The sequence below is a fragment of the Buttiauxella sp. S19-1 genome (assembly GCF_022134725.1).
Lineage (GTDB): Bacteria > Pseudomonadota > Gammaproteobacteria > Enterobacterales > Enterobacteriaceae > Buttiauxella > Buttiauxella ferragutiae.
Genome location: NZ_JAHWLU010000003.1, coordinates 14,504 through 31,567, shown reverse-complemented (window position 1 = coordinate 31,567; position 17,064 = coordinate 14,504). Strand labels below are relative to the sequence as shown.

General features: G+C 50.0%; 16 protein-coding genes. 7 read left to right on the top strand and 9 right to left on the bottom strand.

All coding sequences use genetic code 11. The features are described 5' to 3' along the window. Positions 1-47: 47 nt before the first annotated feature. Complete coding sequence (gene dbpA, locus MES37_RS01315) at positions 48-1,421, bottom strand: ATP-dependent RNA helicase DbpA (RefSeq protein ID WP_064546489.1); 1,374 nt, start codon at positions 1,419-1,421, stop codon at positions 48-50. A 353-nt stretch (positions 1,422-1,774) separates the two neighbouring features. On the opposite strand from dbpA, the gene MES37_RS01310 reads away from it, so the two are divergent. Both MES37_RS01310 and ttcA read left to right on the top strand, forming a co-directional pair. Then, complete coding sequence (locus MES37_RS01310) at positions 1,775-2,065, top strand: Bor family protein (protein ID WP_064546488.1); 291 nt, start codon at positions 1,775-1,777, stop codon at positions 2,063-2,065. A 228-nt stretch (positions 2,066-2,293) separates the two neighbouring features. Beyond that, positions 2,294-3,214, top strand: coding sequence for a tRNA 2-thiocytidine(32) synthetase TtcA (gene ttcA, locus MES37_RS01305; protein ID WP_064546486.1), 921 nt, complete (start codon positions 2,294-2,296; stop codon positions 3,212-3,214). 37 nt (positions 3,215-3,251) lie between these two features. Here the strand turns inward: ttcA and MES37_RS01300 are convergent, their stop codons facing one another. Continuing rightward, on the bottom strand, positions 3,252-3,401 hold the full coding sequence (locus MES37_RS01300) for a hypothetical protein (protein ID WP_157092952.1): 150 nt from the start codon (positions 3,399-3,401) through the stop codon (positions 3,252-3,254). 276 nt (positions 3,402-3,677) lie between these two features. After that, positions 3,678-4,661: a zinc transporter ZntB gene (zntB, locus tag MES37_RS01295; RefSeq protein ID WP_064546484.1), complete on the bottom strand. Its 984-nt coding sequence runs from the start codon at positions 4,659-4,661 to the stop codon at positions 3,678-3,680. A gap of 218 nt (positions 4,662-4,879) precedes the next feature. Between zntB and MES37_RS01290 the strand changes: the two genes are divergently transcribed. Both MES37_RS01290 and MES37_RS01285 read left to right on the top strand, forming a co-directional pair. Further along, positions 4,880-5,968 carry a GGDEF domain-containing protein gene (locus MES37_RS01290; protein WP_121813537.1) on the top strand — a complete coding sequence of 363 codons (1,089 nt, stop codon included), beginning with the start codon at positions 4,880-4,882 and terminating at the stop codon, positions 5,966-5,968. A gap of 14 nt (positions 5,969-5,982) precedes the next feature. Then, positions 5,983-6,081, top strand: coding sequence for a YoaK family small membrane protein (locus MES37_RS01285; RefSeq protein ID WP_157092951.1), 99 nt, complete (start codon positions 5,983-5,985; stop codon positions 6,079-6,081). Positions 6,082-6,142: 61 nt separating this feature from the next. Here the strand turns inward: MES37_RS01285 and MES37_RS01280 are convergent, their stop codons facing one another. Continuing rightward, entirely contained in the window at positions 6,143-7,762 is a 1,620-nt protein-coding gene (locus tag MES37_RS01280; protein ID WP_064546480.1) for a peptide ABC transporter substrate-binding protein, read from the bottom strand. 357 nt (positions 7,763-8,119) lie between these two features. Here MES37_RS01280 and mpaA point away from each other — a divergent pair, with 357 nt between their 5' ends. Beyond that, positions 8,120-8,830: a murein tripeptide amidase MpaA gene (gene mpaA, locus MES37_RS01275; RefSeq protein WP_064546478.1), complete on the top strand. Its 711-nt coding sequence runs from the start codon at positions 8,120-8,122 to the stop codon at positions 8,828-8,830. A 4-nt stretch (positions 8,831-8,834) separates the two neighbouring features. On the opposite strand, the gene ycjG is transcribed toward mpaA, so the two are convergent. Next, positions 8,835-9,800, bottom strand: a complete 966-nt coding sequence (ycjG, locus tag MES37_RS01270; protein ID WP_237929920.1) for an L-Ala-D/L-Glu epimerase — start codon at positions 9,798-9,800, stop codon at positions 8,835-8,837. Between the two features lie 141 nt (positions 9,801-9,941). Between ycjG and tpx the strand changes: the two genes are divergently transcribed. Next, positions 9,942-10,448 (top strand): thiol peroxidase, encoded by a 507-nt coding sequence (tpx, locus tag MES37_RS01265; RefSeq protein ID WP_064546472.1) that lies wholly within the window; start codon positions 9,942-9,944, stop codon positions 10,446-10,448. A gap of 177 nt (positions 10,449-10,625) precedes the next feature. Here tpx and tyrR read toward each other — a convergent pair whose 3' ends face one another. The 3 genes from tyrR to MES37_RS01250 all read right to left on the bottom strand — a co-directional run bounded on the left by tyrR (position 10,626) and on the right by MES37_RS01250 (position 14,861). Beyond that, positions 10,626-12,188 (bottom strand): transcriptional regulator TyrR, encoded by a 1,563-nt coding sequence (tyrR, locus tag MES37_RS01260; RefSeq protein WP_064546470.1) that lies wholly within the window; start codon positions 12,186-12,188, stop codon positions 10,626-10,628. 217 nt (positions 12,189-12,405) lie between these two features. Then, positions 12,406-13,467 (bottom strand): TIGR01620 family protein, encoded by a 1,062-nt coding sequence (locus MES37_RS01255; RefSeq protein ID WP_237929919.1) that lies wholly within the window; start codon positions 13,465-13,467, stop codon positions 12,406-12,408. After that, positions 13,464-14,861, bottom strand: coding sequence for a YcjX family protein (locus tag MES37_RS01250; RefSeq protein WP_064546467.1), 1,398 nt, complete (start codon positions 14,859-14,861; stop codon positions 13,464-13,466). Before MES37_RS01250 ends, MES37_RS01255 begins: the two co-directional genes overlap by 4 nt. 182 nt (positions 14,862-15,043) lie before the next feature. Between MES37_RS01250 and MES37_RS01245 the strand changes: the two genes are divergently transcribed. Continuing rightward, entirely contained in the window at positions 15,044-16,054 is a 1,011-nt protein-coding gene (locus MES37_RS01245; RefSeq protein WP_237929918.1) for a LacI family DNA-binding transcriptional regulator, read from the top strand. Between the two features lie 98 nt (positions 16,055-16,152). Here MES37_RS01245 and MES37_RS01240 read toward each other — a convergent pair whose 3' ends face one another. After that, positions 16,153-17,064 carry an OmpG family monomeric porin gene (locus tag MES37_RS01240; RefSeq protein WP_232885825.1) on the bottom strand — a complete coding sequence of 304 codons (912 nt, stop codon included), beginning with the start codon at positions 17,062-17,064 and terminating at the stop codon, positions 16,153-16,155.

Sequence of the window (17,064 nt, the reverse complement as noted above, 5' to 3'; positions counted from 1 at the left end):
TAGCTACCCTCTCCCTGCGCTTATCCGGCGGGGAGAGGGTTATAAACTTACTTCAACAAACGAACTTTAACGGATTTGCCTTTGATTTTACCCTGCTGCAATTGCTTCCAGGCATGACGTGCAACGGATTCACGAACCGCGACATAAACGTGCATTGGATGAACATCAATCTTACCGATATCCGCACCATCCAGCCCCATATCACCGGTCAATGCACCTAGGATATCACCCGGACGCATTTTCGCTTTCTTGCCACCATCGATGCAGAGTGTAGTCATGGTCGCTTCAAGCGGCTTAATGCTGCCGCCCGTTGGGGCTGGTTGCCAGTTCAGAGACAAATTCAGCATTTCAGCTAACACACTGGCACGCTGTGCTTCTTCTGGAGCGCACAGGCTAATCGCCAGGCCGCTTTCGCCTGCACGAGCAGTACGCCCGATGCGGTGAACGTGAACTTCTGGATCCCACGACAACTCGTAGTTAATGACCATTTCCAGTGCTTTGATATCCAGACCACGCGCGGCAACATCGGTCGCCACCAGCACGCGGCTGCTGCCATTGGCGAAACGCACCAGCGTTTGGTCGCGGTCGCGCTGTTCCATATCACCGTGTAGCGCCAACACACTTTGGTTGCTTTCCGTCAGCGCATCGCATACGGCCTGGCAATCTTTTTTGGTATTACAGAACACGACACAAGACGCAGGCTGATGCTTGCTGAGTAATTTTTGCAACAGGCTGATTTTGCCGCTGCGGGAGATTTCATAAAACTGCTGCTCAACAGACGGCAATTCGTCTACTGAATCAATTTCGATAGTTTCTGGCGTGCGCTGCACACGAGAACTGATAGCGGCAATGGCGGTTGGCCACGTTGCGGAGAACAGCAACGTTTGCCTGTCTTGCGGCGCATGGCTGATGACTTCGTCAATTGCATCCGCAAAGCCCATATCCAACATCCGGTCAGCTTCATCCAGTACCAGTGTTTGCAGGGCATCTAAATTAACGGTCTCTTTTTTCAGGTGATCGAGCAAACGACCTGGCGTTGCCACAATCACATGAGGCGCGTGTTGCAGCGAGTCGCGCTGCGCACCAAACGGCTGGCCACCACAAAGCGTCAACACTTTGATATTTGGCATATAGCGCGCGAGACGACGTAGCTCTTTCGCCACCTGGTCTGCGAGTTCACGAGTTGGGCATAACACTAACGATTGAGTAATAAACTGGCTGGCATCAATGTGTTGCAGCAAGCCCAGACCGAATGCTGCCGTTTTACCACTGCCAGTTTTCGCCTGTGCACGGACATCTTTCCCAGCCAGAATCGCGGGTAATGCGGCCGCCTGAACAGGCGTCATGGTGTGGTAACCAAGTTCGGTGAGATTGGCGAGTTGTTCTGCTGGCAGAACGTTTAGGGTAGAAAAAGATGTCACAGTTATACTCTCAATTAATGGGCTGTCAGACAGCGTCTGGCGCGCATGTTAGCAGATTTGAGGGGGCTTCGCGGCAGTTTCCAGCAAAAGGAAGGCAATTAAAGGTACGACCTATATTTAAGTTGCAGCAGTCGATCCTGAATTGAATAAAGCCAGATGTGGGTAAAATATTGTGTTTTGTGCAAACGGTATCCGAAACGGACCAGGTAATAATGGATAAGTTTGGATTTACAGATATTAAACGGTGGTTAAACGAATATAAGTAAATTCTCATACAGCTAATCGCAAGGCTGTAAATCCCTATATTTCAATGCGAGACTACGCGAAGTTCACACATAAAAAATAGGGTTGTTATGAAAAAGTTAATGATAGCGGTAGTAGCAGCAGCGGCATTATCTGGTTGTGCACAGCAGACTTTCACAATTAACAAAGATATTGCTGAGAAACCACAGCAAACAACGACACATCACTTCTTTGTTAGCGGAATTGGCCAGACCAAAACTGTTGATGCGGCGGCTGTATGTGGCGGTGCAGATAAAGTGGTTCGTACTGAAGTTCAACAAACGTTTGCCGATGGTTTCCTGGGCTTTATTACCTTTGGTATCTATACCCCACGTGACGCACGCGTTTACTGCTCTAAATAAGTATCATTGCCGGTGTCATTCACCGGCAGTTAATTATAAAAATAACCTTCCAGAATGATGCTATCCGACTATTGTCAGGCTGGCTGAAACGACAACCGTACTTCACTTGATGTTCATACCTCTTCCGAAACAGCGGTTACTGCAAAACGTGCTGGCATTCGGCGCGCTAATCCGTACCATACACGCCAGAATTACGCGTTATGCGTGTTGGTTTAGCCTGAGAACTTCATGACCAGTCAAAAAGAAACTTACAACCTGAACAAATTACAGAAGCGCCTGCGTCGTAACGTGGGTGAAGCGATCGCTGATTACAATATGATTGAAGAAGGCGACCGCATTATGGTCTGCCTGTCTGGCGGCAAAGACAGCTACACCATGCTGGAAATTCTGCGCAATTTGCAGCAGAGCGCGCCAATCAACTTCAGCCTGGTTGCCGTTAACCTCGATCAGAAACAACCGGGGTTCCCTGAGCATATCCTGCCCCAGTATCTGGAAAGCATCGGCGTTGAGTACAAAATCGTCGAAGAAAACACTTACAGCATCGTCAAAGATAAGATCCCAGAAGGCAAAACCACCTGCTCGCTGTGCTCTCGTTTACGCCGTGGCATTCTTTATCGTACTGCTACTGAGTTGGGCGCGACGAAAATCGCCCTGGGTCATCACCGCGACGACATCCTCCAGACGCTGTTCCTGAATATGTTCTACGGCGGCAAGATGAAAGGCATGCCACCAAAGCTGATGAGCGATGACGGCAAGCATATTGTGATTCGTCCGCTGGCTTACTGCCGTGAAAAAGACATCGAGCGCTTTGCCATAGCTCGTGAGTACCCGATTATTCCGTGTAATTTATGCGGTTCGCAGCCGAATCTGCAACGTCAGGTGATAGGCGATATGCTGCGTGACTGGGATAAACGCTACCCTGGCCGTATCGAAACCATGTTCAGTGCGATGCAGAATGTGGTGCCTTCACACATGTGTGATACCGAACTGTTTGACTTTAAAGGTCTTCAACATGGTGCCGATGTGGTTGATGGCGGCGATTTAGCCTTTGACCGCGAAGAGTTGCCGATGCAACCAGTGGGCTGGCAGCCAGAAGAAGACGACAACGAGCAACCTTTGCAGCGCCTGGATATTCTCGAAATCAAATAAACACCTCGTCCCTCTCTCGCCCGAGAGAGGGAATTCCCTACATGTGCGGTGGCGGATCAATAATCGGCTTTGGGTCGGGGTCTAACGGATCGGGAAGTGGTTGCGGTCTTGGGATCGGGTCTGGAACGGGAGTCGGTTCACTCGGAAAGGTCGGGTCGCTCATCGTTAGGCTTCGATATGCAGTCATGATTGCCTCCTGTAGTACTCCGTTGAAACACGTTCCTTAAGCATAGACAACAAATCGCAGACAAAAAAAAGCCGACTTATAGTCGGCTCGTACGAATCAATTGTGCTATGCAGTAATTCTAAAAAAGGAAGTAAGACAATATGGAGCGCAACGCCCATCGCTTGACGTTGCATTCACCTGCGAGAGAGATAGTGCCTTGAACCGACGTTCCATTTATTGACCTCGCTCAATTATCACCGCCTTTTTTAGTCCGCCTGATGTTAAAAATGTTAAATTTTACAGCCATTTACTACGATGTAACCACCAGGCAACACCACCTATAAGAACCACCAACATGATGCAGAACATGCTGAAACCAAAATGCCAGCCGCCGCCAGGAATTCCACCTAAATTCACCCCAAATAACCCAGTCAAAAATGTGCTGGGTAAAAAGACCATCGCCATCAACGACATGGTGTAAGTGCGTCGCCCCATCGCTTCCTGCATCACCTGAGCGATTTCGTCCGTCATCACAGCGGTACGCGCAATACACGCATCTATTTCATCCAGTCCGCGCCCTAGCCTGTCGGAAATATCCTGCATCCGGCGACGATGATCGTCGGTCATCCACGGTAAGCGTTCGCTGGAAAGCCGGGCGTAAACATCACGTTGTGGTGCCATATAACGGCGCATTACGATCAGTTGTTTGCGCAGCAGGGCAAGATAGCCGCGTGGCGGGATTTGCTGGTCAAGCAGGTTATCTTCCAGGTCGATGATTTTATCGTGCAGCTGTTCGATAAATTCGCTGGCGTGATCGGTCAGCGCATCACAAACATCCACCAGCCAGGAGCCGCTGTCGTTCGGGCCTGCGCCCTCTTTAAGATCGTTGACCACATCATCCAGCGCTAATACCTGTCGCTGACGCGTAGAGACAATCAGCCGTTCATCGATATACAAACGCATGGCGACAAGCTGGTCCGGGCGTTCATCTGTGCTACCGTTAATGCAACGCAGAGTGATAAGAGTGCCCTCTCCTATGCGTGACACGCGCGGGCGCAAGCTTTCCCCTGCCAGAGCATCGCGAGCATAATTTGGTAGCACTGACGTCTTCGCCAGCCAGTTCGCACTCTCTGAATGGGTATAATTCAAATGCAGCCAGGCAGGATGCTCAGCATCAATAGTGTCGTTACTCTCGATGCTATCGACACCGCCTTTGCCATCCAATTGCCAGGCAAATACAGCATCCGGCACAATTAACTGATGTCCCTTGATGGTTTCCACTGCATTTCTCCACGTGTGACCACATTAATGCAGTTAGTCTAGCCGTCTTCTTTTGTTATGTAACTCGGAAAAATAGGCAAACACGCTGAATTTGCTCAATAAATAATGTTACATTTCTGTTGGTTTTTTAAATATTGCAATGCCAAAGCGGCATACGGAGATAAGCTTTGCGAGAAAGACGTAACGAGAGTCCTGATTTAGACTTTCGCCTTAAGAGCATGCGACAGCGCGCTATCACCGTGAGCGGCCCATGGTTTCTATGGGTTAACCTATTGTTCTGTTTATTTATATTAGGCCGTCATTATTTCTCACCACTGAAGCAAGTGGCCAGTATTACGCAGTCTTACCCCGCTATGGAAATCATCATGGCGCTGATTCTGGTTATTGCATCGTCGGCAATTTTTATTCTGCGTATGGCCCATGATCAATATGCGGAGTGGTTGAGCAAGTTTCTGCACGGAGCCCTAATGTGCATCAGCGCGTTATGGGTGGGCTGTTTTTACTTGTTTCTCGCCAGCGGTGATTCACGGATTGTTTTTCCCTTCGCGGCGTTACTGATTTTCACTGCGCTAATTTCACTTTATTTTGATGGCCGCGTGTTGCTCAGTTTCACTTTGCCTATTTGGGTGGTGATTCTGATATGTAATTTTGTCTACCCCTCAGAACTGACCGTACTCAATGCCTTACTCTACGTGCTGCTGGCCTGTCTTTTTGAGTCTGGTCGCCGGATTTTACGCGGCTGGTTTGTGTTGGCCATCAACCGCGAGCAAGAAAACAGAGTACTGATTAAGCAATTACAGAATCTGGCGAACCACGACCCACTGACTGGCCTTGCCAATCGCCGTTCTTTCCACTTGCTGTTGGATAAAGCAATGCAACGCCACGAGCAATGCGGTACGTCCGTATCGTTAATTATGTTGGATGTCGATTATTTTAAGAAATATAACGACCATTACGGGCATCAGGCGGGTGACGAGTGTCTGGTGAAGATTGCAAAATGCCTTGAGGCTGCAACACGTTCAATACATGATGTTGCCGCACGTTTTGGCGGAGAGGAATTTATTATATTGCTGCCTGAAGCCAATCAGCAGCAGGCCATTGAAGTGGCAAAACGAATCCAACAAAATATCCAGGATCTGGCGATTCAACATGCCGCCTCGCCTGTCGCACCTTATGTAACCATAAGCCTGGGTATTACAAATTTAACACCTGCGACTAACGCAACGCGTTTTATCGCTCAAGCCGATGCGGCGTTGTATAAAGCCAAAGAAGCGGGCCGCAACCAGTGGCAAATTTTTTCTAACTGACAAATGAGATAAAAATGAAAATTGGCGTTCTGTTTCCTATTGCGATCATCATTGCTGCAATCGTCTTCATCACCTGGTTTATTGTCGGCGGCTACGCAACCTCAACCTCCTGAAACGCAGTTTACTAAGGCTTATCCGCCCTTTTAGTCGCGCGGATAAGCGTAGTGTTACTGGTTAATGTGCCACGATATACATGGTGCGGCTGTACGCGACATCTTCAGGGTTATTAATCGGATAACCTTTCAGCCACGGTTTGATCAAGCGACCATTGGTGTATTGATAAATCGGGGCGATTGGCGCCTGTTCCTGAATGATTCGCTCAGCCTGGTTGTAATCTTTATTCCGCGCAACATCCGTTGTTTCCTGGCTTGCCTGTTGCATCAGCTTGTCATATTCCGGCGAATTGAAGCGCGAAATATTACCGCTGTGAGTAGAAGTTAACAGTGACAAGAAGGTAGATGGTTCATTGTAATCACCAACCCAGGACGCACGAATAACATCGAAATTGCCGGTATTACGGCTGTCGATATACGTTTTCCATTCCTGGTTTTGCAGTTTCACGTCCACGCCAAGGTTCTTCTTCCACATAGATGCCACCGCAATAGCAATCTTCTGATGGTTTTCCGAAGTGTTGTACAGCAGTGTCAGATTAAGTGGTTTGTTGGGACCATAACCTGCCGCTTGCAGCAAGGTTTTTGCCTGAGCGTTGGCCTCTTCCTGGCTCATTTGCTCAAATGGTGAAGGTTCTGGTTTAAAGCCTGCGGTCACATCAGGGGTAAAGCGCCACGCTGGCTTCTCACCGGTACCCAACACCTTATCTGCCATGATGTGACGGTCAATGGTCATGCTCAGAGCCAGGCGAACGCGTGCATCAGCGGTTGGCCCTTTCTGGGTATTAAACGCGTAGTAATACGTTCCTAATTGTGGCGGCGTATAAACCTGGCCTGGAATATCTTTTAGCAGCTTTTGGTAGAGATTTTTTGGGAAGGATTCGGTGATATCGATATCCCCTGCCAGGTAACGTTTGGTCGCTGACGACTCCTGGTTAATCGGAATAAAGGTCACCTGAGTAATGACCGTTTTGCTGTTATCCCAGTAATTTTTGTTCTGCACCGCGACCAGTTTTTCGTTCACAACACGGTCTTTCAGGGTGTACGCACCATTGCCCACCAAATTACCGGGTTTGGTCCAGTCGTTACCGAATTTCTCTACCACTGCTTTGGGTACTGGATAGAACGAGAAGTTGGCCGTCAGATTCGGGAAATATGGCACCGGTTTATCCAACTGGATGCGCAATGTTCTGGCATCGACTGCCGTTACACCCAGTTTATCGGCTGGCATTTTTCCATCTATGATAGCTTGCGCATTATTGATACCCGCAAGGGCGGCAAACCAGGCGAAAGGTGAAGTGTTTTTTGGGTCAACCAGCCGCTGCCAGCTATAGACGAAATCTTGTGCTGTGACTGGCGTACCGTCCGACCAACGTGCGTCATTGCGTAAAGTAAATGTCCAGGTGCGGTTGTCATTACTTTGCCATTTGGTGGCCACACCAGGCTCCAGTTGCCCTTTTTCATTTTGGTTTACCAGGCCTTCAAACAGATCGCGAATGACCTGAATTTCTGGTAATCCCACCGCTTTTACCGGATCCAGAGAAGCGGGCTCATCTTTGATATGGCGCACCAGACTCTGGTCGGAGGCAAGTTGTGTCCCTGCAGGAATATCTGCTGCCCAGGCCTGTGAAAACGAGCAAGCGAGTGTTAATGCACAAGTGGTGATACGAAACCGATTTCTCATCAGTGCCCCTTTAGTTGTTTATTTTTGTAAGAGTAATACCTTGCCCAGATCGAACCATTAATGTAGCGCAATTACTTGTTTTGCCAATAAGAAAAACACCCCGCCAAGATGCAATTTATGTGGAGCATCTCACTCAAATGACCTTTTTACTCTTCCTGCGGGCATAATTTCGCATTCTTCTTGCGCACCGTTTAAACGCATTTTTTAAACCTCTTAAGCTGTCTCCATTTGAAAGTGAGGTGGCCGGATACCCAGCCTTAAGATACATAATGGCCTGGCATACAGTTGTTTCAGATGAGATTTTAACTAAACACTGCTATTAATAATGTCTTGCAACTCGTCACAGTAAGGACATTTATGCCCGGTCATCGCCCTCGCCCGCAACGAGGACATCTCCCTCCAGGAAGCGAACGCTTTGGAAAATCAGTTTTCGGCGCTCCGCTTATCTGGTTCCCAGCAGCACCCAGTGAGCAACGCAGCGGTTTGATCATTGCCGGAACACATGGCGATGAAAACGCAGCGATGGTCACGCTGTCCTGCGCACTGCGCACTCTTGAGCCTGAACATCGCCGCCATCATGTGGTGCTAGCGGTGAATCCTGACGGCTGCCAGTTGGGTTTGCGCGCCAATGCCAACGGAGTGGATTTGAATCGAAATTTCCCGGCTGCCAACTGGAAATCGGGCGAAACGGTTTATCGCTGGAACAGTAGCGCTGACAAACGTGATGTCGTGCTGTCGACGGGTAAAAAACCGGCGTCCGAACCGGAAACCGCAGCGCTGTGCCAGTTAATTCACACCTTGCAGCCCGCGTGGATTGTCTCTTTCCATGACCCACTGGGATGTATCGAAGATCCTGATAACTCGGTGCTCGGAGCCTGGCTTGCCAAAGCGTTTGAATTACCGCTGGTGACCAGCGTAGGCTACGAAACGCCCGGTTCATTTGGCAGCTGGTGCGCAGATTTAGGCTTACCGTGTATTACCGCAGAATTCCCGCCCATCTCAGCTGACGAAGCGAGTGAGCGGTATCTGGATGCCATGATGGGCTTACTGCATTGGCAGAAGTCATAGAAATTTACGGATAAAGTTTGCCGGTTTCGAAGTGCAGCCCTGGCTCGACATCAACGGCCAGCCAGGTTGGACCATCGAGATCGGCAAAACGGACCTTCGCCGCTAGCGGCAATGCGGCGGCGATGGCCCGTGATGTGCACAACATGCAGCCGAGCATCACATCAAACCCTTGCTCACGCGCCGCTTGCGTTAACGCCAGCGCCTCGGTTAACCCACCGGTTTTATCCAGCTTCACATTCACCATTTCGTAGCGCCCTTTCAGCGCCGCCAGGCTTTCACGCGTATGGCAGCTTTCATCGGCACAAATCGGTAATGGGTGAATAAAGTTTGCCAGCTGGCTGTCTTGCCCTGCGGGTAATGGTTGCTCAAGCATCGCCACATTCAAATCAGCCAACAACTGGCAACGCGCTGCCAGACCTTCACTGTGCCAGGCTTCGTTAGCGTCAACAATAATGACAGCCTCCGGGGCTGCTGCACGAATCGCCACCATGCGCTCAGTAATCAACCGGTCATCAATTTTGACTTTCAGCAAACGTGCGCCTTTGTCCCATAACAGTTTTGCGGCTGCCGCCATTTGCTCTGGTTCAGCAATACTGACGGTTTGCGCCGTGGTGACCAACTCTGGTAATTCAACACCGGCCATATACGCCAGGGTACGTTTACTGTGCCGGGCTTCCAAATCCCACAACGCGCTGTCGATGGCGTTACGTGCCGCGCCTGCTGGAAGTGCGGCCTGTAATTGCACTCGCGTCATCCCTTTTTCTAACTCAGGAATCAGGGTAGTAATTTGAGCCAGGACAGAAGCAACGCTTTCGCCATAGCGTGGATACGGTGTGCACTCGCCTACGGCTTTAATTCCATCCTCTTCAAGCTCCACCACCACGACTACGGCTTCGCTACGGGTACCGCGTGAAATCACAAAAGGCGTGTGAAGCGGCCAGGCTTCTTGATAAACCTTAACTGTTCTCATTGTTTTTCCAGTGTTCCAGGACATTCACTGAGTATAGCCAGAGAACACTTTCACTTGCAGTATCAGTTTTTTATATTCAGAAGCTGAATACTGACATACACTGTTCGCGGCGTTAATTATATGTAAAAAGGAAAATCAAACATGTCACAAATCGTTCATTTCCAGGGCAACCCTGTAGCGGTTGCAGGTCAAATCCCACAAACTGGCAACAAAGCTGAAGCTTTTACTCTGGTAGCAAAAGATCTCTCTGATGTTGCACTGAGCCAGTTCGATGGAAAACGTAAAGTACTGAACATTTTCCCAAGCATCGATACCGGCGTTTGCGCCGCTTCCGTGCGCAAATTCAACCAACTGGCGACTGAAATGGATAACACAGTTGTGCTGTGTGTTTCTGCAGATCTGCCATTTGCACAGTCTCGCTTCTGCGGCGCTGAAGGCCTGAGCAACGTGATTACGCTGTCTACTCTGCGTAACCCGGAATTCCAGCAGGCGTACGGTGTGGGTATTTCTGAAGGCGCACTGAAAGGCCTGACTGCTCGTGCGGTTGTGGTTCTTAATGAGAAAAATGAAGTGGTATTCAGCCAGTTAGTGAATGAAATTACTAACGAGCCGGATTATACCGCAGCACTGGAAGCCCTTCAGGCTTAAGTGTGAATGCCCCCGCTAACCGGGGGCATTGTCCAGATGGCTGACAAAGGTCACGAAACAGGTGTTGTAGAGTGGCCACCATTTTCGCCAGTTTTGTCGGATGACGCTTCCGCTTATCCGACCTACGAAAAGGTTTGTCATCAGTCTCGAATGCCCCGCTAACCAGGGGCATTATTCTTACGACTCTGTTTTTCTTTGGCTCAAGCCGTATTCACGCAATTTATTCGCAATCGCGGTATGTGAAACGCCAAGGCGTTTAGCCAGTTTACGCGTACTTGGATAAGTACGATAAAGCTGCGTCAGCACCGAGCGTTCAAAACGGCTGGTAATATCATCCAGCGACCCTTCCATCGCCTCTTCCCCAACCACCAAACTCGCGGTATCAAAATCAGGCAGCAGAATATCTTGTGGACGAAGTTCGTAACCTTCTAACTGGGTTAATGCGCGATAAATCGCATTTTTCAACTGACGCACGTTGCCCGGCCAGCCATAACGCGTGAGCACATTGCTCAAATCATTAGAGAGTTTCGGACGCGGCACCCCTTGTTCATCGGCAAACCGTGCCACAAACAGCTCAGTCAGCGGCATGATGTCTTGCGGTCTGTCGCGCAGCGGCGGCAAATTCAGCGTCAGGACGTTCAGGCGATAATAGAGATCTTCGCGGAACTCCCCTTTTTGTACCATCTCAATCAGGTTCTTTTGCGTCGCGCAAATCACCCGCACATCAACATGGACTTCATGCTCTTCACCTACCCGACGGAAGGTTCCATCGTTGAGGAAACGCAGCAGCTTAGTCTGCATGCGCGGTGACATTTCGCCAATTTCATCCAGCAGGACGGAACCGCCATTCGCCTGTTCAAAGAAGCCTTTTTTACCTTCTACAGCATTCGCATAAGCGCCTGGCGCATGGCCAAACAGCTCGCTTTCAACCACATCATCAGGCATCGAACCACAATTCAGTGCCAGATAAGGTTTTTGCGCTCGTGGGCTACCAAGATGGCAAGCATGCGCCAGCAAATCTTTACCGGTGCCGGTGTCACCAACAATCAACAGCGGCGCGTTTAGCATGGCCAGTTTGTGTGCCTGCTCGACGACATGGCGCATTTTCGGGCTGACGGCGACAATCTGGCTGAATGCACCCACATCGGTATTGGAGAGGTTTTGCAGTTGGCGACCCATACGCACCGTGGAGCGCAGCATTACTACCGCACCAACCAGCGAAGGACCGTCGTTTTCGTTATCCAAATGAACCGGCGTGATTTCCATCAGGAAATTTTGCCCGTTGATCACCACATGTTCGGTATGTGACTCAACCGGCGCACTTTCAAGCCAGCGCATAAAGTTAAAACCGTTCACCAGGCTGGCAGCGTTATGGTTACGCAGTTTGTCTTCGTTTTGCCCAAACAGCGTGCAGCTTGCCGGGTTCGCCAGCTCCACTTTGCTTCTCATATCCAGCGAAAGTACCGGCTCTGGCAGCGCTTCAAGTAAAGCGCTCAGCGCACGATGCTCACGCTCAGAAGGCATCCACGGCACAGTACGCACGTCCGTGACCCCAGGAATACGGCGGATTTCAGCCATTAAACTGCTGAACGTGTCGAAATCGAGGGTAGAGAAATTCAGGTAAATTCGCCCAATTGGATCAATTTCGATCCCTCGCAAATCGATACTACGCAGCACAAGTAAATCAAGTAATTCTCGAGTCAGACCAAGGCGGTCCTCGCAAAAGACTTCCAGACGCATGGAGGTGTCCTTCAAATGCAAATTACGGAGTCATTGGGGATACTAATGATACCCCAGATACCGGGCAGTCTAAAGTGATGTGTGAAGAAAAGTTGACAGATAAGCTGATGATACGGGAGGGTTGTACAATTCCAGGACGGATAAGCGCCAGCGTCATCCACCGTTGTCATCCGTCATTTACATAACGACCAATGACAGTGGCTGGCGCGTACCCGTGTTACGAAGGTGTATTGGGCTTTTTGTTCATGGTCTCTTTGAGCTGCACCAACAGCTGCTTGCGGAAATCCCCGAGCCGCGGTTTATCACCGTCAATCCACGGTAGCGGGCGGCACAGCTCCATCGCTTTAATCCCCAAGCGCGCTGTCAGTAAACCCGCGCCAATTCCCTGCGCTGCACGCGTGGAAAGCCGTGCCGCCAGATCCTGGCCAATCCAGTCCATACCCACTTCACGCACCAGTTCACTGGCACCGGCAAAGGCGATATTCAACAACACCAGGCGGAACAAACGTATACGGCTGAAATAGCCCAATTCGATGCCATACAGCGTGGCAATGCGGTTAATCAGGCGCAAGTTACGCCAGGCGATAAACGCCATATCCACCAGCGCCAGCGGGCTGACCGCAATCATTAAGGTCGATTCCGCAGCCGAACGGCTGATTTCCCGACGCGCCTGGTTATCAAGCACGGGCTGCACCAAACGTGCGTACAGCTCAACTACTTCGCGGTCGTTTTGCGTTTCATGAATCGCGGCATACCAGCGTTGTAGTGCCGGATGCCCGTGATCAAGCCCAGCCTGGCGCGCCAGCTTTTCACAAAATGCCCGGCCCTTACCCATTCCGTGACTGTGCATCAAATCACGTGCTTCATCGCGCTCTTCTGCACGCTGGCGTAAACGCCATAAACGACGCCACTCCGTTGCCACCGAACCGACACCCGCGGCGATAATTAACCCACCGGCGATGCCGCCGCCGAGCGCTATCCAGTCTTGCGTAACAAAAGCGTTATGCGTCCACTGGACGCCTTGCGCCACCACGCTGACACCAAACAGCCCAAGGCCCACCTGAACCATGCGCCGCCATATACTGCGTTTAGGATGTAACGCGGCTTCAATAACCGCTTCGGCCTGCCCTTCATCTTCCACTTCATCCAGCGAATTTAAGACGGGAGTAAACTTTTCAGCTTCCGGCTCACTAAAAGCATGCGCGGCTTTGAAACTCGGTTCTTGTTCCACATCCAACGGTTGCGCGAAATCGACACGCGGTTTTAATGGTTCGTTCATCGCAATTTATCCCCAATTAAAAACTCCAGTGCCGCATCCATCCGAATGTGTGGCATTGGCCGGTCCACATCCATGACTTGTGGGCGGAACTGTTCAAACTGAAAACCTTGTTTCTCCCAGAAGGTACTACCAGGCAAACGCGCTGGAACCTCACCAGGATAAACCGTCAGCGGCTCGCCATCACTTAAACGGTTCCCACGCAGCGCCGGAATTTGCTCTCCTTTCACATCAACCAGGCCACTCTGTGTGGCTTGCACCGAGGCAAGACCCATGCAGTCCATGTCGATACCTTCGAACGCGGCATTTTGCCAGGCGTCCTGCACCAGTTGCTGGAGCAGCGCCACCATGTTGGCATGTTGATCAACCGTAACGTGGTCGGCCTTTGTCGCGGCAAACAACAGCTTGTCGATAACCGGTGAAAACAACCTGCGGAACAGGGTGCGTTGGCCATAATGGAAACTTTGCATCAGTTGCGTCAGAGCCAGACGCATATCGTTAAACGCTTGCGGACCGCTATTGAGCGGTTGCAGGCAATCCACCAACACAATCTGGCGGTCAAAACGCAGGAAGTGGTTTTTATAAAAGCCCTTCACCACCTTTTCGCAGTAGTAATCAAAGCGCGCGCGCAGCATGCCAATGTTGGTGGTTTTATCGGCCTGCGCGAGTTTCGATTCGCCGACCGCGTCCACATCCGGCCACGGGAAAAATTGCAGTGCTGGCGCTCCCGCCATGTCGCCGGGTAACACGAAGCGGCCAGGCTGGATAAAGTGCAAACCTTCACGTTTGCAGCGCAACAGATAGTCAGTCCAGGCTTCTGAAATCGCCGCCAGGCGGTTTTCATCGGCTGGTGCGAGCGGGTCTAACCCTTCGCATAATTTGCGCCAAAGTGCGGACCATTCAGCGCGATCGCCCTGCAACAGGCCGGTCATTTGACGCGACCAGCTCAGGTAGTTTTGCGCCAGCATAGGCAAATCCAGCAACCATTCGCCAGGGTAGTCGACAATTTCCAGATACAGCGTCGAGGTGTCTTTGAAATGGCGTAACAACGAATCGTTTGAGCGATAGCGCAACGCAAGGCGCATTTCGCTGACACCCCGAGTCGGCGTTGGCCAGTTCGGCGGCGAACCGTAAAGTTGCGCCAGCCCTTCATCATAAGTGAAACGTTGAATACCCAGGTCGCGCTGGGGAACACGTTTCACGCCAAGGAGTCTTTCTTCACGCACCGCATTGAGCAACGGCAAACGCGCCCCGTTATGTACGCTCAGTAATTGATTCACCATCGCGGTAATAAACGCTGTCTTGCCGCTACGGCTTAAACCCGTGACGGCAAGACGTAAATGTCGGTCCACGCCCCGGTTCATCAGGGCATTTATTTCATTCTTGATTCTGTTCATCTGCGTCCTGGTTGCACCCTTTTGAAGCTGTTATGAGGGAGGTTATGGGGGTAAATAGTGGCAAATCAAAGGGTATAGCTCAATTTTATAGCCAATTGAAGGCGGCGTATCATGCATAGACAGCCTCATCGAGCTTAAGTAATATGCGTTATCTTTTGGCGCAGAACAGGACCGGTTCAGTCATGTCGCCCACCATTTATGATATTGCCCGTTTGGCGAACGTTTCTAAATCAACCGTATCGCGGGTGCTTAATAAGCAGACTAATATTTCCCCTGAAGCACTTGAACGTGTTTTAAAAGCGATTGAAGAGTTAAATTACCAGCCTAATAAATTAGCGCGCGCCCTGACTTCATCGGGTTTTGACGCGATTATGGTTATCTCAACTCGCTCAACCAAAACGACCGCAGGAAATCCATTTTTCTCTGAAGTCCTGCATGCTATTACCGCCAGGGCAGAACAAGAAGGATTTGACGTCATATTGCAGACATCCAAAAATAGTAAAGAAGACCTGCAAAAGTGTGTCAGTAAAATTAAGCAAAAAATGATCAAGGGCATTATTATGCTCAGCTCCCCCACTGATGAATCTTTCTTCGAGGAACTGGATCAGTACGCGATTCCTGTGGTCGTGATTGGGAAAGTAGATGGTGAGTTCAAGCATGTTTGTTCGGTGGATACGGATAATTATCGCGACAGCATTGCGTTAACCCAAACACTAATCAATAACGGGCATCGTAAAATAGCCTGCATTCATGCCCCGCTTGATTATCACGTTTCGGTAGACCGGCTCGCTGGGTTCAGAGATTGCCTGCTTGAGCAAAATATTAGTTTGCCTGAAGAGTGGGTCGTTGATGGTGGCTATACTAATGAAACAGCACTTGAAGCTGCTCAACAATTATTGAGCCATCTGGATCTTCCTGATGCGATATTCGCCACCGACAGCCTGAAGTTAATGAGTATCTACCGTATCGCCCAAGAAAAAGGCATTAAGATCCCCGGGCAGCTTTCAGTAGTGGGATACAGCAACGACATGTTGAGTTTTCTGCTCTCCCCACCGCCAGGAGGAATTGAAGTCCCGACACTGGAATTAGGCACTGCCGGTAGCGCGCTATTGTTTGAGAGAATTTCCGGAAAGTATGCCGCTCCCAGAACATTAATTCCAACAAAGATCACGTTGACGGGCTCTATCTCCTGAGATTTATTCACTTCAAAATGGTGGATAATGCTATCGCTTATCCACCTACAACGGCTAAACAGTTTCGTAGGTCGGATAAGCGCAGCGAAATCCGAAACTTAAAACGCGTAATTCACACCAATACCTGCATAGTGGAATTTATCATTATCACCTTCGTCATGGTTTTCCCACTCGAATGCATACTCCAGCGTCATTGACAGGCCGTTCCGGAAATCATAGGCATACAATAAACCCAGACGATTATAGTCATGGTTTTCAGTGTCAATATCCTCAGACCAATCCCAGTTCGTCCAGCGATCCAGCCCCAGACGGGTGTATGGCGTCAAAGTGGTATTGCCAAGCGCAATCGGCAGATAGATACGCATTTCCTGGGTAGAAAACTCACCGTTATTTTTATCGCTATCGGTATTAAAGCCGCGTTCTAAATAGTAGTTAGTGCGTAATGTAACGGTTTCATTAATTCGCCAGCTGAACCCCGTTTCCGTTTCAACACGGCTGTCGGAATAGCCGGTCTGGTCAAGATCGTTATCAAAGCGGTAGTATGCCAACCAACCGCTGAAACTCCAGTCAGGGTTAATTTTCACATTCCAGTCCGGCTGGAATTTATAACGCTGGGTATTTGCCGTACCATTGCTGGAACCATCATCATTTTTGAAATGGTAGCCGTAATTACGCATGCCGCCAGTGAAACCTAATGACCAGTCATCATTGTCGACAATTTGATAACGAATATCGATTTCCGGGCGGTTAAAGTAAGTACCACGGGATAAGTCGCTGTAATCCGCCGAACCTTCCTGATACATGGTTAATGCGATAGACCAGTCACCATAGCTGGCATTAAAGTAGACAGAGGGTTCATATAATCCATCTTTGTCCTCACCCTGACCTTCAACGTTTTCTATTTCGTACATCGCACCAATATTATAATTCCAGCCGTTATTTTCCGCAGCTTGCACGCAGGCCGCTCCTGCACAGGCAATAAGCACTGTGCATTGCATTAGCTTTTTCAT